The following is a 26,013-nucleotide window of genomic DNA, read 5'->3' on the forward strand; positions in this document are numbered from 1 at the left end:
TTCATAAATAACGACCTGGACAGGAAGACCCCCGAGTGACACGCACCGCCGAGCGCTCCGCCGTATCCGGCCCGCTCCTGCTCGTCCTCGCGCTGCTGTCGGCCATGGCGCCGTTCGCGACGGACATGTATCTACCGGCCTTCACCGCGCTGGCCGACGACATGCGCACGACCGCCTCCGCCGTCCAGCTCACCCTGACCGCCTTCCTCGCCGGGCTCGCCGCGGGCCAGCTCCTCATCGGACCGATCTCCGACCGCTTCGGCCGCCGCTCCCCGCTGATCATCGCCACCGCGGTGGCCACCCTGGCCGGCGCCGCGTGCGCGCTCGCCCCGCACATCGGGGTGCTCATCGCCGCGCGGTTCGTCCAGGGCTTCGCCGGCTCGGCGGGCATCGTCATCGCCCGGGCCGTCGTCGCCGACCGCGTCACCGGCCCCGCCGCCGCCCGGATCTTCGCGCTGCTGGCCAGCATCGGCGGCATCGCCCCCGTCGTCGCCCCGCTCGCCGGCGGCGCGCTCGTGCCGGCCGGCTGGCGCAGCGAGTTCTGGGCGCTCACCGTGATCAGCGTGCTCATGCTGCTCGGCTCCCTGCTCGTGGTGCGCGAGTCGCTGCCCGCCGAGCGGCGCCACACCGGCGGCCTGGACGCCACCGGCCGCACCATGCGCCGGCTCCTCGCCGACCGCGGCTACGTCGGCTACGTCCTCGCCTTCGCGCTCGGCTTCGCCGGCCTCATGGCCTACATCTCCGCCTCCCCGTTCGTCCTGGAAGGCGTCCTGGGCCTGTCCACCACCGCCTACACCGTCGCCTTCGCGGTCAACGCGCTCGGCATGGTGGCGACGGGCCTGATCAGCTCCCGCCTGGTCGGCCGCTTCGGCCCCCGGGCTCTGCTCACCGTCGGTCAGGGCCTCGTCCTGGTGCTCTCGGCGGTGCTGCTGGCGATGTTCGCCCTCGGTCTGCCCGCCGCCGCCGTACTGCCGGTGCTGTTCGTGCTGGTCGGCTCCTTCACCCTCATCATGGGCAACGGCTCGGCGCTGGCGATCGGCCGTGCTCGCTGGGCGTCCGGTACGGCCTCCGCCGTCATGGGAGCCCTGCAGTTCGCCCTCGGCGCCCTCGTCTCCCCCCTGGTCGGCATCGCGGGCGAGGACACCGCCCTGCCGATGGGCATCGCCCTGGTCGTCGCCGCCGCGCTGGGCCTGGCCGCCCGGCTGCTCACCCGGGGCGCCGCCGCTCCCGTACGGGAACCCGCCCCCGATCCCGCGCCCGCTCACGCCTGACCCCGCCGAACCGCGGCCATTCGGCACGACGTCCCCGTTCGGGAGGCCGGATGACGGCGGTGACGCGGGCGGGCGTCTCAGGCGTCCCGGACCCACCGCCACGGCCGCGCCACCTTGTCCCCGTAGGAGACTTCACGGGCCCCGGTGAACTCGGCCAGCCCGGCGACCGCCCCGCCGACGGCTCCGACGGCCGCCTCGTCCGCGGGCGCGTCCGCCTCGGGGAACAGCCCTTCGATCTCCAGCACCCGCCGGCGGCGGTCCAGGCGGGGCACGAGCCTGCCGATCAGCCGGTCGCCGTGCAGGATCGGCATGATGTAGTGGCCGTACTGCCGCTTGTGCTTGGGCACGTACATCTCCGTGCGGAACACGAAGCCCCACAGCCGCTCGGTCCGCTCCCTGTCGCAGATGAGGTTGTCGAACGGCGACAGCAGCGTGGTGCGCGGCTGCCAGGCGCGCTCCAGCAGGCCCAGGACGTCGCGATGCACGTACCACCGCTCGGCGCCGCCCTCGACCGCGGCGGGCAGGACGCGGCCGTCCGACTCCAGCCGCTCCAGCGTCCCGGCGAGGCCGGGATAGCGTTCGCGGGTGAAGTGCCGCTCGACGTCGGCCGCGCGGGCCACGCCGAGCGCGCGCAGGGCGTGCTCGGCCGCCCGCTCGACCGCCTCCTCCCGGGCCGGCGGCTCGATCCCGGCCCACTCCGGCAGCCAGCGCTCGGCCAGGTCCCATCGCCGCCCGCGGCCCTCCCGCCCCGCCACCATGATGCGGCCCTGGATCCACAGGAAGTCGAGCATCCGCTCGACGTTGCGGCCGCCGGTCCACCCGCTCGACTCCCAGGGCACGGCCGCGAGGTCGTCGAAGTCGCCGGCCGGCAGGGCCCCTTCCCGCCGCAACCGGTCGAGCACGTGGCTCCGGAGGCCGTCGTTCGCCTCCAGCCAGTCGCGGACCCGCCGCCCGAAGGCCGACCGGTCCGACGGGTAGCCGCGCATCATGATCTGGTGGATCGGGTAGTCCTCGGCCAGCACGATCGACGCGGCGTGGGCCCAGTACTCGAACAGCCAGCGTTCCCGCCACAGCAGCACGTCGAGGTCGGCCGGGTCGTAGCCGCCGACCCTGCTCCAGAGCACCAGCAGGTGGCTGCGTGCCACCACGTTGACCGGGTCGAGCTGCAGGCACCGCAGCGTCCGCAGCACTCCGCGCAGCCCTTCCAGGTCGCCGCCGGGACGGGGGCCGGCCAGGTGCTGACAGGAGACGGCCAGGCGCCGCGCGGTCTCCAGGCTGAGATCGAGGGGGGACGGCATAGCCGCTGAGTGTAATCGAAAGAAGGTTCGACGGACGGGCCGCACGCGTCACGGTCACGAAACGCCGGGAAGCATCCCGACCACGGGGACGTTCCGGAGAGTTTTCCCCGAAGGCGCAGGAGATGCGGCATTTCCCGGGGCTGCGGAAAACTGTAAAGATTAAGGCCTATTCAGTTAACCAAGCGCTTGCTACCCTCCGGTCATGACACCCACGATCGTCTGGGGGACCGGCAACGTCGGCCGCGCGGCCATCCGCGCCGTCGAGGCCCATCCGGCGCTGGAACTCACGGGCGTGCTCGTCCACGATCCGCGCAAGGCGGGCCGCGACGCGGGCGACCTCGGCGGGCTCGGCCGCGACCTCGGAGTCGCGGCGACCGACGACATCGACGCGGCGCTGGCCGCCCGCCCCGGCGCCGTGGTGTACGCGGCCTCCGGCGACATCCGCCCCGACGATGCCCTCGCCGACATCGTCCGGGCGATCCGGGCCGGAGCCGTGGTCGTCACCCCCTCGCTCTACGCCCTCTACGACCAGCGCAACGCCCCGCCGGAGCTGCGGGAGCCGATTCTCGCCGCGATCGCGGAGGGCGGCGGCTCGCTGTTCGTCTCCGGCGTCGATCCCGGCTGGGGCAACGACGTGCTGCCCCTGCTGATCAGCGGCCTCGGCACCACCGTGGACGTGATCCGCTGTCAGGAGATCTTCGACTACTCCACCTACGACCAGCCCGACTCCGTCCGGTACCTGGTCGGCATGGGGCAGCCGATGGACTACGAGCCGCCGATGATCGCGCCGACCGTCCCGACCATGGTCTGGGGCGGGCAGGTCCGGCTGATGGCCAGGGCCCTCGGCGTCGAGCTCGACGAGATCCGCGAGACCGTGGCGCGCCGCCCGCTCGACACCGCGGTGAGCACCGCGACGATGGGCGTGTTCGAGGCCGGGACCCAGGGCGCGCTCCGGTTCGAGGTGCAGGGGATCGTCGAGGGCGAACCCCGCATCGTCATCGAGCACGTCACCCGCATCCATCCGTCCTGCGCGCCCGACTGGCCGGTGCCGCCCGGCGGCGCCGGAGCGCACCGGGTGATCATCGAGGGCCGCCCGCGCATCGAGGTCACGGTCGAAGCCGTCGACGAGGGCGGCAACCAGTCCGCGGGCGGGAACGCCACCGCGGCCGGCCGGCTGGTGAGCGCCATCGACTGGCTCCTGGAGGCGGAACCCGGCCTCTACGACGCCCTCGACGTTCCGCTCCGCCCCGCGGTCGGCAGGCTCGGAAGGAAACAGCTATGAGGATCGACATCCCCGACGGGAAGGACCCGATCGGGTACGTGTGGGGGGAGATGGTCCCCGGCATCGGGGCCGCCGCCTCGGACTTCTCACTGGCGGTGTACGCCCACACGACCCTCGGGCTCCGCGAGTTCGAGGCCGCCCGGCTGCGGATCGCGCAGATCAACGGATGCGCCTTCTGCCTCGACTGGCGGACCGAACGGGACGGGCGGAAGGTCGAGGAGGAGTTCGCCGACGCGGTGACCGAGTGGCGCACCACCGACGCCTTCGACGACCGCACCCGGCTGGCCGCCGAGTACGCCGAACGCTACGCCCTGGACCACCACGGTCTCGACGAGGAGTTCTGGACGCGGATGACCGCGCACTACAGCCAGCGCGAGATCGTGGAGCTGAGCATGAGCATCGGCTCCTGGCTGGCCTTCGGCCGCCTCAACCACGTGCTGGGACTCGACACCGTGTGCGTGCTGACCGGCGGCTCATCACCCCGGCGGGAGAGCGACCGCGCCGCGACCTGAGGCGCCGGACACGCGTCCCGGGCACGGCGGGCCGCGTGGTGACAGACCGAATCATCTTGGATCGAGTGGCGACAGACCGAATTTCAACGGACCGAGTTCCAGCAGACCGAGTTCCAGCGGACCAGATTTCAGCGACCGAGTATCAGCAGACCGAGGCGCGACGGGCTGATTTGTGACGGACAGATTTGTGACGGCCACCACGACTACGCAGTAACTCAAGGCGCGAGCACTGTGCAGGGCTTGTTCTCAGCTTGTTGAGAGTGAGGAGCGTCAATGAGTGCCCGCGCCCCGGAAAACCCCGTCCCGACCCCCGTCCCCGTCTCGCGGAGAATCTCGCGCCGCGGATTCATCACCGGAACCGGCTCCGCCCTGGGGGCCGCCGTCCTCGGCGGCCACGCCGTCCCGGCCCGGGCGGCGACCGCCCCCGCGCCCGCCCCGATCGCCGACGGGGCCCGCGTCCCGGTCCTGGTGATCGGTACCGGGTACGGCGGTTCCGTCGCCGCCCTGCGCCTGGCCCAGGCGGGCGTCGACGTGCACATGGTCGAGATGGGCATGGCCTGGGACACCCCGGGATCCGACGGCAAGATCTTCTGCAACACCCGCGAGCCGGACTACCGGTCCTACTGGCTGCGCACCAGGACCAAGGCGCCCCTGAACTACTTCCTCGGCTTCCCCATCGACAGGGACATCCCCCGCCACACGGGGATCCTGGACGCCGAGGAGTTCGGCGGCATCACCGTCTACCAGGGGCGCGGCGTCGGCGGCGGTTCGCTGGTCAACGGCGGCATGGCGGTCACCCCCCGGCGGGAGAACTTCGGCGCCGTCCTGCCCTCGGTGAACGCCGACGAGATGTACGGCGTCTACTACCCGCGGGCCAACGCCGAGCTCGGGGTCGGCGTGATCGACCCGGCCTGGTTCGACTCCACCGCCTGCTACCAGTACGCCCGGGTCGGCCGCAAGCACGCCCAGCGCTCCGGCTTCCCGTTCGTCTTCGTCCCCGACGTGTACGACTGGAACTACATGAAGCAGGAGGCGGCGGGAACCGTTCCCAAGTCGGCGCTGGCCGGGGAGATCCTCTACGGCAACAACCACGGCAAGAAATCGCTGCAGCAGACCTACCTCGCCCGCGCCAGGGCCACCGGCAGGGTCGCCATCTCGTCCCTGCACAGGGTCACCTCGGTCACCCCGGCGGCCGGGGGCGCGTACACGGTCGTCATCGAGCAGATCAACACCACCGGTGACGTCACGGCCGTCAAGAACGTGACCGCCGACCGGGTGTTCTTCGCCGCCGGGAGCGTCGGCACCAGCAAACTGCTGGTGAAGCTGAAGGCGACCGGCGCGCTGCCCGGCCTGAACGGCGAGATCGGCAGGGGCTGGGGCGACAACGGCAACGTCATGTGCGGGCGCGCCAACCACATGTGGGACCCGACCGGCGCGCTCCAGTCGTCCATCCCCTGCTGCGGCATCGACAACTGGGCCGCCGGCGGCGCGTTCGCCGAGGTCGCCCCGTTGCCCACCGGGATCGAGACCTACGCCTCGTTCTACCTGTCGATCACCAACAACCCGAACCGCGCCCAGTTCTCCTGGAACGCCGCGGCCGGGAAGGTCGAGCTGAACTGGCAGGCCGCCTGGAAGCAGGCGTCCATCACCATGGCCAAGACGATCTTCGACAAGATCAACTCGAAGGAGGGGACGATCTACCGGACCGACCTCTTCGGCGTCTACAAGATCTGGGGCGACCACCTCACCTACCACCCGCTCGGCGGCGCGGTGCTGAACAAGGCCACCGACAACTACGGCCGCCTCACCGCCTATCCCGGCCTGTACGTCATCGACGGCGCGCTGATCCCCGGCAACACCACCGTCAACCCGTTCGTCACCATCACGGCGCTCGCCGAACGGAACATCGAGAAGATCATCGCCACCGACCTGTGACGACCGGCGCCGGGCCGGCGGAAAAACCATTCGGCCCGGCGGATGCGGTCCCGATATTGTGGAGCCTCCACGAGACCTCGGGAGGGCCAGATGCGGCAGAGCTTCGCGACAACGCAGCGTCCTGTCCGTCCGACCGAGGTCTCACGCATCCATGCCCACTGTGAACATCGGCGTGCTCGCGCACGTCGACGCGGGTAAGACCAGTCTCACCGAACGACTTCTCTTCGACTCCGGCAGCATCGGCAGGCTCGGCAGCGTCGACGCCGGAGACACCCAGACCGACACCGGCGACATCGAGCGGCGCCGCGGCATCACCATCCGCTCGGCCGTCGCCTCGTTCGCCGTCGGCGACCTCCAGGTCAACCTCATCGACACCCCCGGGCACGCCGACTTCGTCGCCGAGGTCGAGCGGGCTCTCGGCGTGCTCGACGGCGCCATCCTGGTGATCTCGGCGGTCGAGGGCATCCAGGCGCAGACCCGGATCCTGCTGAGGACCCTGCGGAAGATGCGCCTGCCGACCCTGCTGTTCATCAACAAGATCGATCGGATGGGCGCACTCCAGCGCGACATCCTCGCCGGGCTGCGCGCCGTCGCGGTGAACGCCGTCGCGGTGAACGCCGTCGCGGCGGACACCGGCGCGGCGGACACCGGCGCGATCGGGGCGGCGGGGCAGGTCCGCGTCGTGCCGGCGCCCCTCGACGCCGAGGTTCTCGCCGAGAACGACGACGCCCTGCTGGAGGCGCTCGTGGAAGGGCGCGATCCCGGCCCGGACGAGCTGCGCTCGGCGCTGGCCGCGCAGACCGCCGCCTGCCTGGTCCACCCGGTGTTCCACGGATCGGCGATCGGCGGCCAGGGCGTGGCCGAGCTCATGGACGGCATCCGCGACCTGCTTCCCGTACCCGCCCCCCGGGACGGCGACCTCAGGGGAACGATCTTCGCCGTCGAGCGCGACCGGGACGGGCGGAAGGTCTCCTACCTGCGTCTGTTCTCCGGCGAGGTGCAGCGGCGCCAGAAGCTCGGCTCCGGCCGGGTCACCAGGTTGCAGGTCGTGGGCTCCGGCGGCGGCGACCGGCTGACGGCGGGCGACATCGCCAGGATCTGGGGCCTGTCGCACGCCCGCGTCGGCGACCGCCTGTCCCCCGAGGGGAGCGGGACGTCCGCCTTCGCCCCGCCCAGTCTGGAGACCGTGGTGCGGGCGCCGCATCCGGCCGACGCCTCCCGCCTGCACGCGGCGCTGCTCTGGCTGGCCGAGCAGGATCCGCTCATCGGCACCCGGGTCCTGCCCGGCGGCGGCACCTCCGTGCTCCTCTACGGCGAGGTGCAGAAGGAGGTGCTGGCCGAGCGGTTGCGCGAGGAGTTCGGCGTCGAGGCGGCCTTCGCCGACAGCACCCAGGTCTACCTGGAAAGACCCGTCGGCGTGGGCGAGGACCACACGGAGTTCGACAGGCACGGCGACCACGACTTCTGGGCCACCGTCGGCCTGCGCGTCGAGCCCGGAACGGGTTTCACGTTCCGCCGGGAGGTGGAGCTGGGCTCGCTCTCGCACGCCTTCAACCAGGCGATCGAGGACGCCGTACGCGCCACCTTCCTCGAGGGACTGTACGGCTGGCCGGTCACCGACTGCACGGTCACGCTGACCAGGTCCGGTTTCCAGCCTCCCCTCAGCACCGCGGCCGACTTCCGCAACCTGACCCCGATGGTGCTGATGTCCGCCCTGTCCCGCGCGGGCACCCGGGTGTACGAGCCCTGTCACGCCTTCGAGGTGGAGATCCCGCCGTGGGCGTTCGGTACCGTCGCCGCCAGGCTGTCCGCGCTGGGGGCGGAGCTGGCCGACGTCTCCCCCTCGCTCATCACGGGCTCGCTCCCCGCGCGCCTGGTCAACGAGGCCAGGCGTCACCTGCCGGGGCTGACCCGCGGTGAGGCCGTGTGGTGGTCCCGGCCCTCGGGCGACCGGCGGGTCCACGGCCGGCCGCCCACCCGCCCGCGGACCGACGGCAACCCGCTGGACCGGGTGGAGTACCTCAGGCACCTGGCCATGCCGTAGACGTCACAGACGCTCCGGGCCACCGGCGGAACCGGCCGGTGGCCCGGGGCGTACGGCCGCCCGCACCGCGGGCGGCCGGCGGGAGAGGACACTCAGACGGCGCCGGAGGTGTGGTAGTCGCGCACCAGGTCGTGCAGGTCGGTGGCCAGGGCGGCCATCTCGGTGCATGCCTGCTGAGTGGTCGCGGCGGCCTCGCACGCCTGGTCGGCGGTGTCCTGTGCCTCGACCGTGGCGGTGGCGATGCGCTGGGAGCCACCGGCCGCCTGGGAAAGGCTGCGGCCGATCTCGCCGGTGGTGGCGGTCTGCTCCTCCACAGCGGCGGCGATGGTCGTCTGCGACTCGTTGATGCGCCCGATGATCGCGCTGATCTCGCCGATGGACTCGATGACGGCGGCGGTGTCGGCCTGGATGGCGTCCATGCGCGCGCTGATGTCACCGGTGGCCCTGGCGGTCTCCTGGGCCAGGTCCTTGACCTCCGAGGCCACCACCGCGAAACCCTTGCCGGCGTCGCCCGCACGGGCGGCCTCGATGGTGGCGTTCAGGGCCAGCAGGTTGGTCTGCTCGGCGATCGAGGTGATCAGCTTGACCACGCTGCCGATCGCGGCGGAGCTGTCCTCCAGCCGGGCGACGGTGGCGCGGGTGGCCTCGGCCATCGTGACGGCGGAGTTGGCCACCTCGGCCGCGCCGGCGGCGCCGCGGGAGATCTCCTCGATCGAGGCGGTCATCTGCTGCACTCCGGCCGAGACCGACCCGACGCTTTCGGACACCCCGACGGCCACCTGCGACACCGAGGCGGTGTGCACGGAGGTCTGGCCGCTGGAGTCGACCAATCGAGTGCTGAGCGAGGACAGCTGGCCGGCCGCGGAGTTCATCCGGTCGGCGTTGGCGCGCACCGCGATGACCAGATCCCGGATCTGCCTGAACTGGGTGTTGAATCCCCCGGCCAGCTCGCGCAGCTCCGCGGTGCCGCCCGGCTGCAGGGCGAAGTCCAGGTCGTGGGGGTGGCGCCCGCGCAGCGCGGCGACGTAGTGACTGATGGTGCGGGTGACCGTGCGGTGCAGCACCGTCAGCACCAGCGCCATGGCCAGCGGGATGACCGCTCCCAGCACCAGCATGAAGGTGATGGAGCGCTGGGTGGAGGCGCGCGCGTCGTTCACCTGACCGGCCGCGCCCTCGGCCAGCTGCTGCTGGAACTGCGCGACCGGGTCCATGATCAGAGCCTTGTCGCGGCCGTACTGGCCATCGAACATGATCTCGGTGGCCTTGGCCGTCTTGGCGCGCGCGTCCAGCGCCGCATCGGCGGCATCCAGCTGGTATCCGGCCACCGGGCCGGGCATCTGGGCCTGCGGGACGCCGATGGCCTCCAGCACCAGGCGCATCGAGCGGGTCTCGGTGTTCACCAGGGCGTCGGAGTTCTTCTTGGCGGTGGCCAGCAGCTCGAACGACTGCGCGGGAACGCCCAGCTGCTGCAACCTGGTGATCACCTTGTCGCGGGTGCGGGTCTGGTCGATCTCGCGCCAGTCGGTACCAACCCAGGGGATGTGAGAGGAATCTCACTCGGGTGCGGCCCCTCCGGTCCCGGGGTCATCCGGGTTCTCCCGTCTCGCCGATCTGGTCGATCAGCAGTTCCACGGCGGCGCGCCGCCACACCTGCCCGACCGGTTCGCCGCGCTCGCGCGCCAGCTCCCCCAGGAGGTAGGCGATCACGTTCATGTACGCGTTCTGCACCGCGGCGGCCCCGCGGTCCGACCGGTCGTCCACGGTGGGCAGGAACTCGGCGACCACGTCGGCGACCAGGTCCTCGTCCATGTCCGGGGAGTGGAGGTACGCGCTGATCAGGCCGACGACGGCGAGCTGCTTCTCACGCGTCAGCGCGGCGAGGCCGCGCGCCGCCTCCGGCCGGTCGTCCCGGTCGTCCCGGTCGTCCCGGTCACCGGGAAGATCGCTCATGGTCGGCCTCCGGTCTCCCCGCCGCGTGGTGCGCGCCGCGACATCGCTGCCCGCATTCTCCCAGTTCACGGTGGGAAGGCGGCGGCCGGCCGTACGTCAGCCGTGTCCCGGCGGAACTCCCGGGAGAGCCCCGGGCGAGCCCGTCAGCGGAACTCCAGGCCCTCGAAAGCCCCGGACGAACGCCATCGGTCGAGGTAGCCGAAGTAGGCCATCGCCCCGTGCGGGTAGCCGACGTTGAGCCGTCCCCTCGGTCCCGGGTCCTGCCCCTCGTTGTTGTAGTAGCCCGGCGTGCAGTCCGGCGAGCCCAGCAGCATGCCCGGGTGCGACAGCAGCAGCCCGACCCACGCGTCCTCGGCCTCCTCGGTGACCTCGACCTCGGCGAACCCGTTCTCGAGGGCGTGCTTGACGATCATGGCGATCGTGCCGCCCGCCTCCGTGAGGTTGTGCGGGATGTTGGAGATGAGATTCGCGCCCTGCGTCGGCTGCACGATGAAGGCGTTGGGGAAGCCGTGCACGTGGGTGCCGTGCAGGGTGCGCATGCCCTCGGCCCAGTGCTCGGAGAGCCTGATCCCGTCGCGGCCGGTCAGGTCGTATCCGGCCCGCCGCGTGTACTCGGTGCCGACCTCGAAGCCGGAGGCGTAGATGATGCAGTCGACCTCGTACTCCCGTCCCGCGGCGACGACCCCCCGCTCGGTGATCCGCTCCACCCCCCTGCCGTCGGTGTCGACGAGGTGCGTCCCGGGGACGTTGAACGCCTGCAGGTACTCGTCGTGGAAGCACGGCCGCTTGCACAGCTGGCGGTACCAGGCCTTGAGCCCTCGGGCGGTCCCGGGATCCTCGACGATCGCGTCGACGCGCGCGCGGATCTCCTCCATCTTCTCGAAGTCGGAGTCCTCGTACGCCTCCAGCATCTTCGCCGGGGTGCGGTCCTCCGGCGCGAGTTCCATGATCCGGGAGCGCACCCGCCGGGCGATGTCGGTCCAGCCGTCCATCACCAGGTCCTCCGCGGCGACGCCGCCGGTCTGGTTGGCCGTGAAGTTCTCCAGCCAGCGCCGCTGCCAGCCCGGCGTCGCGATCCGGGCGAACCACTCGGGGTCGGTCGGCCGGTTGTCGCGGACGTCGACCGAGGACGGCGTGCGCTGGAACACGTACAGCTCCCCGCACGCCCGCGCCAGATGGGGCACGCACTGCACGGCCGTCGCCCCCGTCCCGATGACGGCGACCCGCCGGCCGGCGAGCCCGTCCATCGGCGCGCCCGAGGGATCGCCGCCGGTGTAGCCGTAGTCCCACCGGCTCGTGTGGAACGAGTGTCCCGCGAACGAGTCGATCCCGGGGATGCCCGGCAGCTTCGGCACGTGCAGCGGGCCGGTGCCCATGGCGACGAACTGCGCGGTGAACTCGTCGTCCCGGTCGGTACGGATGATCCAGCGCGACCGCGCCGCGTCCCATTCGAGGTCCTTGACCTCGGTGTGGAAGAGCGCGTCGCCGTACAGGTCGTAGTGCTTGCCGATGCGCCGGCAGTGTTCGAGGATCTCGGGCCCGTGCGCGTACTTCTCCGTCGGCATGTGGCCGGTCTCCTCCAGGAGCGGCATGTAGACGAACGAAGCCGTGTCGCACTGCGCGCCCGGGTAGCGGTTCCAGTACCAGGTGCCGCCGAAGTCGCCGCCCTTCTCGACGATGCGGACGTCGCCGACGCCGGCCTCCTTCAGCCGGGCGCCGGTGACGAGGCCGGCGAAGCCGCCGCCGATGAACGCGACCGTCACGTGGTCGGTCTTCGGCTCGCGCGGGACCCGCGGCGTGTAGGGGTCGTCCAGGTAGTGCGCGAACCTGCCGGTCAGCCGGATGTACTGGTCGTTGCCGTCGGGACGGAGCCGCTTGTCCCGCTCCTGACGGTACTTCCGGCGCAGTGCCTCCTTGTCGGCGGCCTTGACGCCGGCGCTGTCCGCGGGGGTCTCATCGGCTCTGGCGGGACGTCCGGCGACGGTCATACACGCTCCCGGGGCATCGGCGGAGGCAGGGCGGCCGGGGATGCCGGACGGCCGTGGGTGATCGCCGCGGCGCCCGCCCCGGCAGAACCAGAATGTCATTCGGGAGCAGCTCCGACAAGGACCCTCTCCACGGTCAGCTCGCACCGCCGAGCGACACTCTAGCCGAATCCATGAACCGGTTATGTCCTTCCATGTCACGGCAATGTAACTGGTCAACGAGGTATTGCTTTCCTGTTTCGACTGGTTGACAACGTTGTCATCGCGGTCATATCGTCCCGGTTACTTATCCGGTTCAGCTGCCGCCCCCCGACCCCAGGAGAGCTAAATGCGCGCTCGACTCACGCTGCTGACCGCCGGTCTCCTTCTCGCCACCGCCGCCTGCGCGGGCAACGGCCCGGCGACCGAGCAGCCGGCGAATGCGAAACCCTCCGGCACCATCACCGTCCTGACCAACCGGACCGACCTGGTGGACACCTCGTTCAAGGAGTACGCCAAGCGGTTCAAGGAGCTTCACCCCGGCGTCGAGGTGAAGTTCGAAGGCATCACCAACTACGAGGACGAGGTCAGGATCCGCATGAACACCGAGGAGTACGGCGACGTCCTCCTCATCCCGAACTCGGTGACGCCCAGCCAGCTGCCCTCGTTCTTCGAGCCGCTGGGCGGCACGGAGGAGCTGGGCAAGAAGTACCGCTTCGTCAAGGAACAGGCCTACGACGGCAAGGTGTACGGCATCGCCACCTTCGGCAACGCCCAGGGCTTCGTCTACAACAAGCGGGTCTTCGAGGCGGCCGGCGTCACCGACTGGCCGACCACCCCCGACGAGTTCATCGCCGACCTCAAGCTGGTCAAGGAGAAGACCGGGGCGATCCCGTACTACACCAACTACGCCGCCGGATGGCCCCTGACCATGTGGGAGTCCTTCCGCGGCTCGCTGAGCGCCAACCGCGACTACGTCTCCGGGCTCGCGCACACCGACGCGCCGTGGGCCGCAGGGACCGACCACCACACCATCGACACGCTGCTGCACCGGGTCTCCGCCGAGGGCCTGATCGAGAAGGACCCGACGACGAGCGACTGGGAGGAGTCCAAGAAGCTCATCGGCAACGGCAAGGTCGCCTCGATGGCGCTCGGCTCGTGGGCGATCGTCCAGATGCAGGAGGCCGCGGCCAGCCCCGACGACATCGGGTTCATGCCCTTCCCCTCCCAGAACGGCGGCAAGTTCCACGCCACCGTCGCCGGTGACTGGAAGATCGCGATCAACAAGCACTCGGAGAACAAGGCCGCCGCGCGCGCCTGGCTGGACTTCTTCGTCGACCAGTCCGGCTACGCCGCGGACTCCGGCTCCATCCCGCCGGTCACCGACGCCCCGCTGCCCGAGCAGCTCAAGCCCTTCCAGGACAAGGGCGTCGAGTTCGTCGAGCAGAATCCCGCTCCCGCGAACGAGACCGGCCTGACCAACGACATCGACGAGAAGTCCGAGGTCGGCCTGAACCAGCCCGAGTACCGGCAGCGCATCGTGGACGCCGGGCGCGGCGCCTCCAAGGAGAGCCTGGAAGCGATCTTCGCCGACCTCAACGCCAAGTGGAAGACGGCGCGGGCCGCGCTGGCCGGGAACTGACGATGTCCCGATCCCGCACCGGCCATCCGGCCCTGAAGGTCGCGGAACCGGTAGGGGCCGCCGCGCCCGCAGCCCGCCACCAGCGGGTGCGGCGGCCCCTCGCCGAGCGCGCCGGACGGCGCGCCACGCCGTACCTGTTCATCGCGGCGGCGCTGGTCCTGCTCGTGGTCTTCACCTACGTGCCCGTCGTCAGCATGTTCGGCTACAGCCTGCTCGACTGGGACGGGCTGGACCCGGTGAGCGAGTTCGTGGGCGCCGGCAACTACGCCGAGCTGGTCACCCGTCCCGAGCTGTTCGGGGTGTTCACCGTCAGCCTGTACTACTTCGGCGGCACCATCGTCCAGCTCGCGGCGGCGCTCTACTTCGCCGTCATCCTGAGCTTCAAGGTCAAGTTCCGGAACTTCTTCAAGGGCGTGCTGTTCTTCCCCTACCTGATCAACGGTGTGGCGATCGGGTTCATCTTCCTGTACGTCTTCAAGCCCGACGGCGTCCTGGACACCCTGCTCGGCCTGCTGGGCGTGGCGGACAAGCCGCTCTGGCTCGGCGACCGGTCGGTCATCAACTACTCGCTGACCGGCGTGTCCATCTGGCGCTACTTCGGGCTGAACCTGGTGCTGTTCCTGGGCGCGATCCAGTCGATCCCGGCCCACCTGTTCGAGGCGGCGCAGATGGACGGCGCCACCCGGTGGCAGCAGTTCAGGCACATCATCGTGCCGGGCATCCGGCCGGTCATCGGCCTGAACCTCATCCTCGGCGTCTCGGGCGCGCTGTCGGTCTTCGAGATCCCCTACGTCATGACGGGCGGCGCCAACGGCAGCGCGACGTTCGTCATCCAGACCGTCAACACCGCGTTCAAGTACCACAAGGTCGGCCTCGCCTCCGCGATGGCCGTCGTCCTCCTGGCGCTGGTCCTGGTCGTCACCTGGATCCAGCGGCGCACCATCCCCGATGACACAACGGAGCTGTCGTGATGACCACGCGGGCCCGACTCGCCGTCACGCTGAAGTACGCCTCGCTGACGGCGGGGTGCCTGGTCGCCGCCGTACCGCTGCTGGTCGTCTTCCTCGCCTCGCTGAAGAGCGAGGAGGAGTTGTACGGCGAGACGCCGTTCGCACCGCCCTCGAACTGGTTCAACCTGGACAACTACCGCACGGCCTTCGAGGAAGGCCAGATGGTGGACGCCTTCGTCAACACCACGGTCATCCTGATCATCTCGCTGATCGGCACGGTCCTGATCGGGTCCATGGCGGCCTACGCGGTGAGCCGGTTCGACTTCCGCGGCAAGCGGCTGACGATGTTCCTGTTCCTGCTGGCGGCGCTGGTCCCGGGCGTGACCACCCAGGTCGCGACCTTCCAGGTGGTCACCGGGCTCGGGCTGTTCAACACCCGCTGGGCGGCGATCGCGCTGTTCATGGGGACGGACATCATCTCGATCTACATCTTCCTGCAGTTCCTGCGCGGCGTCCCCAAGTCCGTCGACGAGGCCGCGATGCTCGACGGCGCCACGCACTGGAAGATCTACCGCACGATCATCCTCCCGCTGCTGAAGCCGGCGATCGTCACCGTCGTGATCGTCAAGGGCGTGGCCGTCTACAACGAGTTCTACATCCCCTTCCTCTACATGCCCTCGCGCGACCTGGGCGTGGTGTCCACCTCGTTGTTCCGCTTCCAGGGACCGACCGGCACGCAGTGGGAGGTGATCTCCGCCGGGATCGTCATCACCGTCATCCCCACGTTGATCGTCTTCCTGGCGCTCCAGCGCTACATCTACAACGGCTTCGCCAGAGGCGCCACCAAGTAGGGAGGTTGGCATGCGTTCCAGCAGATGGGTGAGTCTCGCAACAATGATCCTGACCGTCTCCCTGGCCCTGCCCGCCCACGCGTCCCCCTCCCCGGGGGGAGCGGGCACGGGCACGGGACCGGGCACCGGCCCGAGCGCGGGAGCGGAGGCGGCCCCGGGCTCGCCGGGCGCAGGGTTCCCGGACCGCTCCGTGAACACCCGGTTCGTGACCCGCTCCGGCTCCCGTCTCGAACTCGACGGCAGGCCGTTCCGGTTCGCCGGCACCAACATCTACTGGCTCGGGCTGGACGAGAACGTCGGCGGCGTCGGCTACCCGACGTTCTTCCGGATCCGGGACGCGCTCGACACCGCCAAGGCCATGGGCATGACCGTGGTGCGCTCGCACATGATGGCCTCCACCGGCAACGAGCTGTCGATCCTGCCCGGCAAGGAGAGCGGTTTCAACGAGGCCGCCTTCGCCACGGTCGACTACGCGATCGCCTACGCCGGCTCGATCGGCATCCGGCTGGTCCTGCCGCTCACCGACGAGTGGTCGTACTACCACGGCGGCCACCGCGACTTCACCGACCCCTACGGCCTGCCGTCGGCGGCCTTCTACACCGACGAGCGCGTGATCGCCGACTACCGGGCGTACGTCCGGCACGTCATGCACCGCGTCAACCCGCTCACCGGCCGGGCCTACAACGCGGACCCGACCGTCATGGCCTGGGAGTTCGGCAACGAGCTGGAGGGCATGACGTCCGACTGGATCAACGCCAACGCCGCGAAGTTCCGCGCGTGGGCGCCCCGGCAGCTCATCGCGGCCGGCCGCCGCTTCGACATCGACGCCGACACGCTCGCCGCGCCGGGCGTCGACATCGTGGACGTGCACTACTACCCGCCGACGGCGGCGAAGGTGAAGGCCGACGCCGCCGCGGTGACGGGCGCGGGCAAGGTCTACATCGCCGGGGAGTACGCCTCGACCGCGGCGAGCACGGAGCTCCTCGACCCGGTGGCCGCCGACCCGAACGTCACGGGGATGATGTCGTGGTCGCTGTTCGGCCACCACGACCGCAACGGGTTCGTCCAGCACGACGACGGCTTCACCATGCACTTCCCCGGGGACGACGCCGCGATGGCGGAGTCCGTCCGGGCCCAGATCGCCTTCGCCGGGAAGGTCTCCCCCGCCCGCCGCGCCCCGGCCCTCGGCCCGCCGCTGATCACGCAGGTGGACAAGCGCGCCGGCCTCAACGAACTGCGCTGGCGGGGCACGGCGGGCGCGGCCGGGTACGTGGTGGAACGCTCGGCGCGAGGGCGCTGGACCGCCGCACACCGCGGGCTGCTGACCGACGACCGGACGCCGTGGATCGACCCCGGGGCGGCGGGCGACGTGCGGTACCGGGTCGTCCCGGTCGACCGGCACGGCCGCCGCGACGCCCCGTCGGAGCCGGTGCGGGTCGCCGCGTCGCAGACCGTGCTCACCGACCCGGTGGAGAGCACCCTCCTGACCAGCGGGCACGCGAACGTCGCGATCACGCCCGGGGACGGCGTCGCCGTCGCGCGGCCCGCCGGTTCATCACAGGCGTGGATGTCCTGGAACCGTCCCGGCACCCAGGAGGTCCGCTTCGACGTGGTCTCCCGCGGCCGGCCGGACGTGCAGGTGCAGACTTCCGAGGACGGCGCGGACTGGCGGACCGTGCGGCACGACGCCCACCACGGCCGCGTCACCGCGAAGACGGGCGGCGCCGACCACGTCCGGCTGCTGTGGAGCGGGAGCACCGGGCTGACCCGGGCCACCCTCCGGTCGGCGGACCCGGCGCCGGTCGACTCCGCGCCGGGCGAGTTCGGCCTGCTCACCCCGGCCCCGGGTGCGGAGAACGTGCTGGGATCGCCGGTGTTCTCCTGGAGCCCGGCCGCGGGCGCGGGGTACTACACCCTCACCGTCTCCACGCACGCCGACCTGCGCGACCCCGTGCTCTCCGGCACCGGGATCACCGGGACGTCGTACCCCGCGCCGGACGCGCTCACGCCGGGCGCCACGTACCACTGGCGGGTCACCGCGGTCAACGCGCTCGGCGGGACGAACAGCCCCGTCGCCTCGTTCACCACCCGACCGCTGCCCGCGACGCCCGCCGTCGTCGACGACTTCGAGGCGTTCGCCGACTCGGCGGAGCTCGCCCGCGCCTACGCCCGCAACCCCGGCGGCGACCCGATCACCCCGAACCTGGCGCCGGGAGAGGCGGGGCAGGCCATGCGGCTCGACTACGCCCTCGGCTCCGCCGGGTACGCGGGCGTCACCCGCACCTTCGGGCCGGCCTTGGACGTCTGGGGGCACGAAGGGCTCGAACTCCGGCTGGACCACGCCGGACCGGCCGCGAACATCACGATCCAGTTCGTCACCGGCGGGATCTACTTCGAGCACACCCTCACCCCCGCGTCACCCGGCCCGATCCGCATCCCCTTCACGGACTTCGACCACCCGGGCTGGGCCCCCAGCGGCCCGCTCGACCTGTCGAGGTTCGAACAACTGTCGATCTACGTCGGTGGCGGCCCCGGAAGCGGCCGGCTCACCGTCGACCAGGTCGTCGCCTACCCCAGGAGTGACACAACCCGATGAGGAGTCCGATGTACCGTCCGTTGCACGAAGGCTGGACCCTGTCCGGAGCCGGGCACCACGACATCCCGGCGACGGTGCCCGGCTGCGTGCACACGGACCTGCTCGAGGCCGGGCTGATCGACGATCCGTACCTGGACGACAACGAGAACCGGCTGGCCTGGATCGGCCGCGCGGAGTGGACCTACCGGACCGCCTTCACCTGGCGGCCGGACGGATCCGACCGGACCGACCTGGTCTGCGAGGGGCTCGACACGGTGGCCGCGGTCCTGCTCAACGGGGTGGAGATCGCCACCACGGCGAACATGCACCGGTCGTACCGCTTCGCCGTGCGGGACCTGCTCCAGGACGGTGAGAACACGCTGGAGATGCGGTTCGGCTCGCCGTACCGCTACGCCGAGCAGCGGAAGGCGGAGGTGGGCGAGCGGCCCGGACCGTACGCCGAGCCGTACCAGTTCATCCGCAAGATGGCCTGCAACTTCGGCTGGGACTGGGGCCCGACGCTGGTGACCAGCGGGATCTGGCGCTCCGTCGGCCTGCACTCCTGGTCGGAGGCGCGGCTGGCCGAGGTCCGCCCGCTGGTCCGCGCCGACGGCGTGGACGTGCACGTGCGGGTGGAGCGGGCCGGGGACGAGCCGGTCACCGTCACCGCCGACGTCGCGGGTGTCAGCGCCGAGGTGAAGCTCGACCGCGGCCAGAGCGAGGGCGTGCTCCGCCTGGACGTGCCCGGCGCCGAGCTGTGGTGGCCGCGCGGGTACGGCGCGCAGCCCCTCTACCCGCTCACCGTCGCCGCGGGCACCGACCGCTGGCGCAAGGAGATCGGCTTCCGCACGGTCGAGCTCGACGGGGACGCCTTCCGGCTGATCGTCAACGGCCGCCCCGTCTTCGTCCGCGGCTTCAACTGGATCCCCGACGACTGCTTCCCCGCCCGGGTCACCCCGGAGCGGCTGGCCGAGCGCTTCGGCCAGGCGATGGCCGCCGGCGCCAACGCGCTGCGGGTCTGGGGCGGCGGCCTGTACGAGTCCGAGGACTTCTACGACCTGGCCGACCGGCAGGGCCTCCTCGTCTGGCAGGACTTCCCGTTCGCCTGCGCGGCCTACCCGGAGGAGGAGCCCTTCCGCTCCGAGGTCGAGGCCGAGGCGCGCCAGAACGTGGCCCGGCTGTCGGCCCACCCCAGCCTGGTGCTGTGGTGCGGCAACAACGAGAACATCGAGGGCCACGCCGACTGGGGCTGGCAGGAGGAGCTCGGAGAACGCAGCTGGGGAGCCGCCTTCTACTACGACCTCCTGCCGTCGATCGTCGCCGAGCTCGACCCGACCCGCCCCTACTGGCCGGGCAGCCCCTACTCCGGCGCGCCCGACCTGCCGCCCAACGACCCGGCGCACGGCACCATCCACATCTGGACCGTGTGGGGCTCGCGCGACTACACCCACTACGCCGCCTACACGCCGCGCTTCGTGGCCGAGTTCGGCTACCAGGGGCCGCCGGCCTACTCCACCCTCCGGGCCTGCGTCTCCGACGAGCCGCTCACCCCGGACTCCCCCGGAGTCCTCCACCACCAGAAGGCGGTCAACGGCAACGCCCGGCTGCTGACCGGGCTCGGCGAGCACCTGCCGCAGCCGGAGACCTTCGACGACTGGCACTACTACACCCAGCTCAACCAGGCCCGCGCCGTCGCCTTCGGGGTGGAGCGCTTCCGCTCGCTCATGCCGTACTGCATGGGCACCGTGGTGTGGCAGCTCAACGACTGCTGGCCGGTCACCTCCTGGGCCGCCGTCGACGGCGCGGGCCGCCGCAAGCCGCTCTGGTACGGCCTGCGCCGCGCCTACGCCGACCGGCTCGTCACCCGCAGGGACGGCGAGGTCTTCCTGGTCAACGACACCGACGAGGAATGGGCCGGGACGCTCCGGCTGGCCCGGCGCGACCTGGCCGGGCGGGTGCTGTCCGGCCGGGACGAGCAGGTCGCCGTCCCGGCCCGCGGCGCCCTCGGGATCCCGGTGCCGGAGACGCCGGACGACCCGGCCGCGGAGCTGCTCAGCGCGGAGCTCGGCGAGTCGCGCGGATTGTTCTTCTTCGCCGAGGACCCGGCCGTCGCCTACCCTCCGGCGGAGTTCACCGCGACCGTCGAGCCGGCCGGCGACGGGCTGGACGTCACCGTCACCGCCACCACGATCCTGCGCGAGCTGGCGATCTTCCCCGACCGGCTGGACCCCGCCGCCGCGGTCGACGACCAGCTCGTCACGCTGCTGCCGGGAGAGAGCGTCACCTTCCGCGTCACCGGCGCGCGGGACCTGGACCCGGCCGCCCTAACCGCCTACCCGGTGCTGCGCTGCGTCAACGAGGTCCGGCCGTGACGGCCGTGCTGGCGCTCGACATCGGCGGCACCACCTTCGCCGCCGCCGTGGTCGACGCCACCGGCGCGGTCCTGGCCCGCCGGGAGACCCCGGTGGGCCCGGACCCCACCGCCACGCTCGGCGCGCTCGTGCGCGAGCTGGCCGTACCGGACCTGACCGGCGCGGGCATCGGCTCGGCCGGTCCGCTCGACCCGGTGCGCGGCACCGTCAGCCCGGTCAACATCCCGGCCTGGCGCGGCTTCCCGCTCACCTCGACCGTCTCGGACCTGCTGGGCGGCCTGCCGGTCACCCTGGCGGGCGACGCCCAGTGCATGGCGCTGGGCGAGTGGTGGCGCGGCGCCCGGGGCGGGGACACGCGGGTCCTGCTCGGCGTCGTCGTCTCGACCGGCGTGGGCGGCGGCCTGGTCGTCGACGGCGTCCCCTACCTGGGGCCGACCGGCAACGCCGGCCACATCGGGCACATGCCCGCCCCCGCGCTCCCCGGCGACGCCGCCGCCGGCGCCGAGCCCTGCCCGTGCGGCGGCACCGGATGCGTGGAGACGATCGCCAGCGGCACCTCGATGGCCCGCTGGGCGCTGGCCCGCGGGTGGCGTCCCGCCCCCGGCGGGGGCCGGGACGCCCGCGCGCTGGCCGCCGCCGCCCGCGCGGGCGACCCGATCGCGGCCGCCGCCTTCGACCGGGCCGCGCGGGCCGTGGCCGGAGCGTTGCTGTCCGCGGCGGCGCTCTTCGACGTGGACCGCGTCGTCATCGGCGGAGGCGTCGCCGCGGCCGGGGAGATCCTGCTGGATCCGCTGCGCCGGGCCGTCGCGGCCGGGGCCGGGATGGGCTTCCTGCGCCGCCTGACCGTGGAGCCCACCGCCCTGGGCCGGGACGCCGGACTGTACGGCGCCGCCGCGCTCGCCCTGAACCCCCCGATCACCCTCACCCGAGAGGAGAGCCTCCCCCTCCACCCGCTCGACACGTTCTAGAAGACGTTCCGAAGACGTTCTGAAAGACAAGGAGCATTCGATGCGCACCCCCCACTCGTCCCGCATCCCACGATCACCCCGATCGCTCCCGTCCCGGCCGCGCCGGATGTGGCAGGCCCTGACGCTGGCGGTGGCGCTGGCCCTGACCTCCGTCGTCGCGGTCGCCTCCCCCGCCCACGCCTTCCCCGCCGCCTCCCGCGCCGACCTGATCGGCTACCTGTCCGGGATCTCCGGGCGGTACACGGTCTCCGGCCAGCACAACCGCGAACCCAACAGCGACCCCACCCGGTACACCCGCGTCGCCCAGCAGATCACCGGCCAGACCCCGGGCCTGTGGGGCGGTGACTTCCTGTTCGCCTCCTCCGACGTCGCCAACCGGCAGACGATGGTCAACGAGGCGATCCGGCAGTGGCAGGGCGGCTCGATCGTCTCCCTGACCTGGCACATGTGCCCGCCCACCGTCGGCTCCACCTGCGGGTGGGACACCGGCGGCGTCCTCAGCCGCCTGTCGGACTCCCAGTGGAGTCAGCTCGTCACCGACGGCACCGCTCTCAACACCGCGTTCAAGAACCGGCTCGCCGAGGCGGTGCCGTACCTGCGGCAGCTCCAGAACGCCGGGGTGCCGGTGCTGTGGCGGCCCATCCACGAGATGAACGACGGCTGGTCCTGGTGGGGCGGGCGCCCGGGGGCCGGCGGCAGCCGCAGGCTCTATCAGATCACCTACGACTATTTCACCGCCCAGGGCCTGACCAACCTGGTCTGGGTCTGGAACGTCAAGGACCTGAACATGGGCGCGATCGGCGAGTACTGGCCGGGCGCCGCCTCCGTGGACGTGGCCTCGCTCGACGTGTGGGTCAAGCTGGAGCCGTCGGCCTCCGACTATCAGGCGATGCTCGACGTGGCGGGCGGAAAGCCCATCTCGCTGGCCGAGGTCGGCCGGGCCCCCCGCCCGGCGCTGCTCGACGCCCAGCCGCGCTGGACCTGGTTCATGGTCTGGGCGGAGTGGCTGACCGACCCGGCCTACAACACCAACGCGAGCGTGCAGGCCAGCTACTTCGGCCCGCGCGTGCTCAACCGCGGCGAGTTCACCGTCACCTCCGGCGGCGGGGGCGGCACCCGTACCGGGAAGATCAGAGGGCTCGGCGGCAAGTGCCTCGACGTGGCGGCGGCCGGCAGCGCCAACGGCACGAAGGTGCAGCTCTACACCTGCGACGCCAACGGCACGGCGCAGTCCTGGACGGTCGGGACCGACGGCACCCTCCGGGCGCTCGGCAAGTGCCTGGACGTCGCCGGCGGCGTCAACGCCGACGGCACCAGGGTCCAGATCTGGGACTGCCACAGCGGCAGCCCCAACCAGCGCTGGACCTACGACGCCGCCACCCAGCGGCTGGTGAACCCGCAGACCGGCAAGTGCCTGGACGCCACCGGGCAGAGCCCGGCCGACGGCACCCCGCTGCAGATCTGGACCTGCACCGGCCAGGCCAACCAGAAGTGGACCCTGCCCGCCTGATCACGAAAGGCCGCACATGAGCTTCCGCTGGGGGGTGGCGACCTCCGCCTACCAGATCGAGGGTTCCACGACCGCCGACGGTCGCACCCCCTCCATCTGGGACACCTTCTGCCGGACTCCCGGCGCCGTGGCGAACGGGGACACCGGCGAGGCGGCCTGCGACCACTACCGCCGCATGCCCGAGGACGTCGCCCTGCTCGCGGAGCTCGGAGTCGACACCTACCGTTTCTCGATCTCGTGGCCGCGGGTGCAGCCCCGCGGCCTCGGGCCGGTCAACCCCCGCGGCATCGCCTTCTACGACCGGCTCGTGGACGAGCTGCTCGCCCGGGGCATCGACCCCTGGATCACGCTCTACCACTGGGACCTGCCGCAGGAACTGGAGGACGCGGGCGGCTGGCCGCACCGGGACACCGCCTACCGCTTCGCCGACTACGCCACGCTCGTCTTCGACCGGCTCGCCGACCGCGTCCCCGTCTGGACCACGCTCAACGAGCCGTGGTGCACGGCCGTGTACGGCTACGCCGACGGCATCCACGCGCCCGGCCGCCGGGACTTCCCCGCGGCCGTGCGCGCGGTGCACCACCTGCTGCTCGGCCACGGGCTGGCCGCCGGGCTCATGCGGGGACGCGGCCGGGACGTGCAGATCGGCATCACCCTCAACCTGGGCCAGGCCAGGCCCGCGACGGACAGCCCCGCCGACCGCGACGCCACCCGCAGGGCGGACGGGCTCGGCGTGCGGATGTTCCTCGACCCGCTCGTGCACGGCCGCTACCCGGACGACGTCGTCGCCGACCTGGCCGGGCGCGGCGCCGTCCTGCCGGTGCGCGAGGGCGACCTGGAGCTGATCTCCGCCCCGCTCGACGTGCTGGGCGTCAACTACTACTTCGACGCGACGCTCTCGGCGGGCGGCGAGGTGCGCACCGGGCCGCTGACCGGGATGGGCTGGCCGATCACCCCGGAGGGCTGCGCCGACCTGCTGCTCCGCATCGGCCGGGACTACCCGGGCCTGCCCATGGTGGTCACCGAGAACGGGGCCGCCTTCGACGACGTCGCCGGCGACGACGGCTTCGTGCACGACGAGGACCGGGTGGCGTTCCTGGCCGCGCACGTCGCCGCGGTGCGGCTGGCGCGGGAGAAGGGCGCCGACGTGCGGGGCTACTTCGCCTGGTCGTTCCTGGACAACTTCGAGTGGGGGCACGGCTACGGCCCCCGGTTCGGGCTGGTCCGGGTCGACTATCCGACGCAGCGCCGCATCCCCAAGCAGAGCGCGATCTGGTACCGCGAGACGATCAAGAGTTACAGGGACGGCTCACCGTGGACGTACTGACCAACCCCGTCAAGGACTACCCCTGGGGCTCCCTCCACCACATCGCCCGGCTGACCGGGCGGCCGCCGGGCGGGCCCGAGGCCGAGATGTGGCTCGGCGCCCATCCGGCCGGCCCCTCGTCCCTCGTCAGGGACGGGCGGCGGCGCACCCTGGACGAGGTGATCGCCGACGACCCGGCGGCCGAGCTGGGCCACGAGACGATCCGGCGGTTCGGGGAGCGCCTGCCGTACCTGGTCAAGCTCATCGCGGTGGACAGCCCGCTGTCGCTGCAGGTCCACCCGGCGGCGGCGCAGGCCGCGGCCGGATACGCGGCGGGCGACCCGCACTACGCCGACCCCTGGGCCAAACCGGAGATGATCTACGCCCTGAGCCCCTTCACCGCGCTCGCCGGGCTCCGCCCCGCCGGGCAGGCCGGGGAGCTCGTGGCGCGGCTCGCGCTCGAACCGCTGGACCCGGTTCTCGCCGTCCTGCGGGAGGGGGACGGGGAGAAGGGCTCCGCCGCGGCGCTGGGGGCGCTGCTGGAGTGGCCGGACGACGAGCGGTCCGCGCTGGTGAAAGCCATCGCCGAGGCCGCCGGGCCGCTCGGCGGGCCCGCCTTCCGGCTCGTCCGGCGGCTGGCCGAACGCTACCCGGACGACCCCGCCGTGCTCGCGCCGCTCCTGCTGCGCCGGCACGAACTGGCCCCCGGGCAGGCGCTGTTCCTGGGGGCGGGCGTGCTCCACTGCTACGTCGACGGGTTCGGCGTGGAGATCATGGGCGCCTCCGACAACGTCCTGCGCGCCGGGCTGACGGCCAAGCCCGTCGACGTGCCCGGCCTGCTGGGCATCCTCCGGCCCGACGCCCAGCCGCTGCCGGTCGCCCCGCTGCTCGGCGGCGACTTCCTGCCGCCGGCTCCGGAGTTCAGGCTCTCGGTGTACGGCCCCCGCCTCGACCACAGCCTCGACCGCCCGGTCCCCCGCATCCTGCTGTGCACCTCCGGCTCCGTCACCGTGGAAGGCGGCGCGCCGGAAGGAGGGCAGCTGGAAGGAGGGCAGCCGGAAGAGGCGGCGGGCGGCGGGGGACGGCGGAGCGAGACGCTGGAGGCGGGGCAGTCCGCCTTCCTCCCGGCGAAGGACGGCCGGGTCACCCTGCGCGGCGCCGGAACCGTCTTCTGCGCCGAACCGCACCTCTGAGAAGACCGGCCCCCGCGCCGAACCACGCCTCTGAGGAAACCGCCCTCCGCGCCGAACCGCACCTCTGAGGAGACCGGGAGGACTGACGCCCGCTCGCCGGCATGCCCCGGCGAGCGGGCCGCGTCCGTGTCCCCCGTTACCCCAGCTCGCTGACCAGGCCGGCGGTCCGGTGCGCGGTCCCGGTGGACTCGCGCACGACGAGGGTGGTCTCCAGCCGGGCCAACGTCGGCGTCCCCGAGTCTCCGGCGCTGACGGCGGCCAGCAGCAGGTCGACCGCCATCCGCCCGGCGGCGGCGGTCGGCATCGTGATCGTCGTCAGCTTCGGTCTGTTCAACCGGCCGGGCAGACTGTCGTCCACGCCGATGACGCTCAGGTCCTCCGGCACCCGCA

Annotated in this window: 19 protein-coding genes; 14 read left to right on the forward strand and 5 right to left on the reverse strand. The window is 71.9% G+C overall.

The window, feature by feature from the left end; all coding sequences use genetic code 11:
• The first annotated feature begins 35 nt into the window (after positions 1 to 35).
• Entirely contained in the window at positions 36 to 1,271 is a 1,236-nt protein-coding gene (locus Plo01_RS26470; protein ID WP_239317102.1) for a multidrug effflux MFS transporter, read from the forward strand.
• A 77-nt stretch (positions 1,272 to 1,348) separates the two neighbouring features.
• Here the strand turns inward: Plo01_RS26470 and Plo01_RS26475 are convergent, their stop codons facing one another.
• Positions 1,349 to 2,569: a winged helix-turn-helix domain-containing protein gene (locus tag Plo01_RS26475; protein WP_203893396.1), complete on the reverse strand. Its 1,221-nt coding sequence runs from the start codon at positions 2,567 to 2,569 to the stop codon at positions 1,349 to 1,351.
• A gap of 202 nt (positions 2,570 to 2,771) precedes the next feature.
• Here Plo01_RS26475 and Plo01_RS26480 point away from each other — a divergent pair, with 202 nt between their 5' ends.
• From Plo01_RS26480 to Plo01_RS26495, 4 genes are all read left to right on the forward strand, one after another.
• Entirely contained in the window at positions 2,772 to 3,851 is a 1,080-nt protein-coding gene (locus tag Plo01_RS26480; RefSeq protein ID WP_203893397.1) for an NAD(P)H-dependent amine dehydrogenase family protein, read from the forward strand.
• On the forward strand, positions 3,848 to 4,363 hold the full coding sequence (locus Plo01_RS26485; protein ID WP_203893398.1) for a carboxymuconolactone decarboxylase family protein: 516 nt from the start codon (positions 3,848 to 3,850) through the stop codon (positions 4,361 to 4,363). The genes Plo01_RS26480 and Plo01_RS26485 overlap by 4 nt, the downstream gene beginning before the upstream one ends.
• 273 nt (positions 4,364 to 4,636) lie before the next feature.
• Positions 4,637 to 6,298, forward strand: a complete 1,662-nt coding sequence (locus Plo01_RS26490; RefSeq protein ID WP_203893399.1) for a GMC oxidoreductase — start codon at positions 4,637 to 4,639, stop codon at positions 6,296 to 6,298.
• Between the two features lie 151 nt (positions 6,299 to 6,449).
• Complete coding sequence (locus Plo01_RS26495; RefSeq protein WP_203893400.1) at positions 6,450 to 8,342, forward strand: GTP-binding protein; 1,893 nt, start codon at positions 6,450 to 6,452, stop codon at positions 8,340 to 8,342.
• Between the two features lie 92 nt (positions 8,343 to 8,434).
• On the opposite strand, the gene Plo01_RS26500 is transcribed toward Plo01_RS26495, so the two are convergent.
• The 3 genes from Plo01_RS26500 to Plo01_RS26510 all read right to left on the reverse strand — a co-directional run bounded on the left by Plo01_RS26500 (position 8,435) and on the right by Plo01_RS26510 (position 12,280).
• Positions 8,435 to 9,826: a methyl-accepting chemotaxis protein gene (locus Plo01_RS26500; protein WP_203893401.1), complete on the reverse strand. Its 1,392-nt coding sequence runs from the start codon at positions 9,824 to 9,826 to the stop codon at positions 8,435 to 8,437.
• Positions 9,827 to 9,926: 100 nt separating this feature from the next.
• Positions 9,927 to 10,292, reverse strand: a complete 366-nt coding sequence (locus tag Plo01_RS26505) for a hypothetical protein (protein ID WP_203893402.1) — start codon at positions 10,290 to 10,292, stop codon at positions 9,927 to 9,929.
• A 143-nt stretch (positions 10,293 to 10,435) separates the two neighbouring features.
• Positions 10,436 to 12,280, reverse strand: coding sequence for a flavin-containing monooxygenase (locus Plo01_RS26510; RefSeq protein WP_203893403.1), 1,845 nt, complete (start codon positions 12,278 to 12,280; stop codon positions 10,436 to 10,438).
• Between the two features lie 325 nt (positions 12,281 to 12,605).
• Between Plo01_RS26510 and Plo01_RS26515 the strand changes: the two genes are divergently transcribed.
• From Plo01_RS26515 to manA, 9 genes are read left to right on the forward strand one after another with little or no spacing between them, the layout of a single operon-like run.
• Positions 12,606 to 13,898 (forward strand): ABC transporter substrate-binding protein, encoded by a 1,293-nt coding sequence (locus Plo01_RS26515; RefSeq protein WP_203893404.1) that lies wholly within the window; start codon positions 12,606 to 12,608, stop codon positions 13,896 to 13,898.
• Between the two features lie 2 nt (positions 13,899 to 13,900).
• Positions 13,901 to 14,869 carry a carbohydrate ABC transporter permease gene (locus Plo01_RS26520; protein ID WP_203893405.1) on the forward strand — a complete coding sequence of 323 codons (969 nt, stop codon included), beginning with the start codon at positions 13,901 to 13,903 and terminating at the stop codon, positions 14,867 to 14,869.
• Positions 14,869 to 15,699, forward strand: coding sequence for a carbohydrate ABC transporter permease (locus tag Plo01_RS26525; protein WP_203893406.1), 831 nt, complete (start codon positions 14,869 to 14,871; stop codon positions 15,697 to 15,699). The genes Plo01_RS26520 and Plo01_RS26525 overlap by 1 nt, the downstream gene beginning before the upstream one ends.
• A gap of 10 nt (positions 15,700 to 15,709) precedes the next feature.
• Complete coding sequence (locus Plo01_RS26530) at positions 15,710 to 18,295, forward strand: cellulase family glycosylhydrolase (protein ID WP_203893407.1); 2,586 nt, start codon at positions 15,710 to 15,712, stop codon at positions 18,293 to 18,295.
• Between the two features lie 8 nt (positions 18,296 to 18,303).
• Positions 18,304 to 20,646, forward strand: coding sequence for a glycoside hydrolase family 2 protein (locus Plo01_RS26535; RefSeq protein ID WP_203893408.1), 2,343 nt, complete (start codon positions 18,304 to 18,306; stop codon positions 20,644 to 20,646).
• Positions 20,643 to 21,614, forward strand: a complete 972-nt coding sequence (locus tag Plo01_RS26540; protein ID WP_203893409.1) for an ROK family protein — start codon at positions 20,643 to 20,645, stop codon at positions 21,612 to 21,614. Before Plo01_RS26535 ends, Plo01_RS26540 begins: the two co-directional genes overlap by 4 nt.
• Before the next feature lie 40 nt (positions 21,615 to 21,654).
• A complete protein-coding gene (locus Plo01_RS26545; protein ID WP_203893410.1) occupies positions 21,655 to 23,124 on the forward strand; it encodes a glycosyl hydrolase in 1,470 nt (489 codons plus the stop codon).
• A 16-nt stretch (positions 23,125 to 23,140) separates the two neighbouring features.
• Positions 23,141 to 24,451, forward strand: coding sequence for a GH1 family beta-glucosidase (locus Plo01_RS26550; protein WP_203893411.1), 1,311 nt, complete (start codon positions 23,141 to 23,143; stop codon positions 24,449 to 24,451).
• Positions 24,439 to 25,623: a mannose-6-phosphate isomerase, class I gene (manA, locus tag Plo01_RS26555; protein WP_203893412.1), complete on the forward strand. Its 1,185-nt coding sequence runs from the start codon at positions 24,439 to 24,441 to the stop codon at positions 25,621 to 25,623. Before Plo01_RS26550 ends, manA begins: the two co-directional genes overlap by 13 nt.
• Before the next feature lie 136 nt (positions 25,624 to 25,759).
• On the opposite strand, the gene Plo01_RS26560 is transcribed toward manA, so the two are convergent.
• Positions 25,760 to 26,013, reverse strand: a 254-nt coding sequence (locus Plo01_RS26560) for a substrate-binding domain-containing protein (RefSeq protein WP_203893413.1), incomplete at its 5' end; no start/stop codon positions are given.

This window comes from Planobispora longispora, assembly GCF_016863135.1.
Classification (GTDB): Bacteria; Actinomycetota; Actinomycetes; order Streptosporangiales; family Streptosporangiaceae; genus Planobispora; species Planobispora longispora.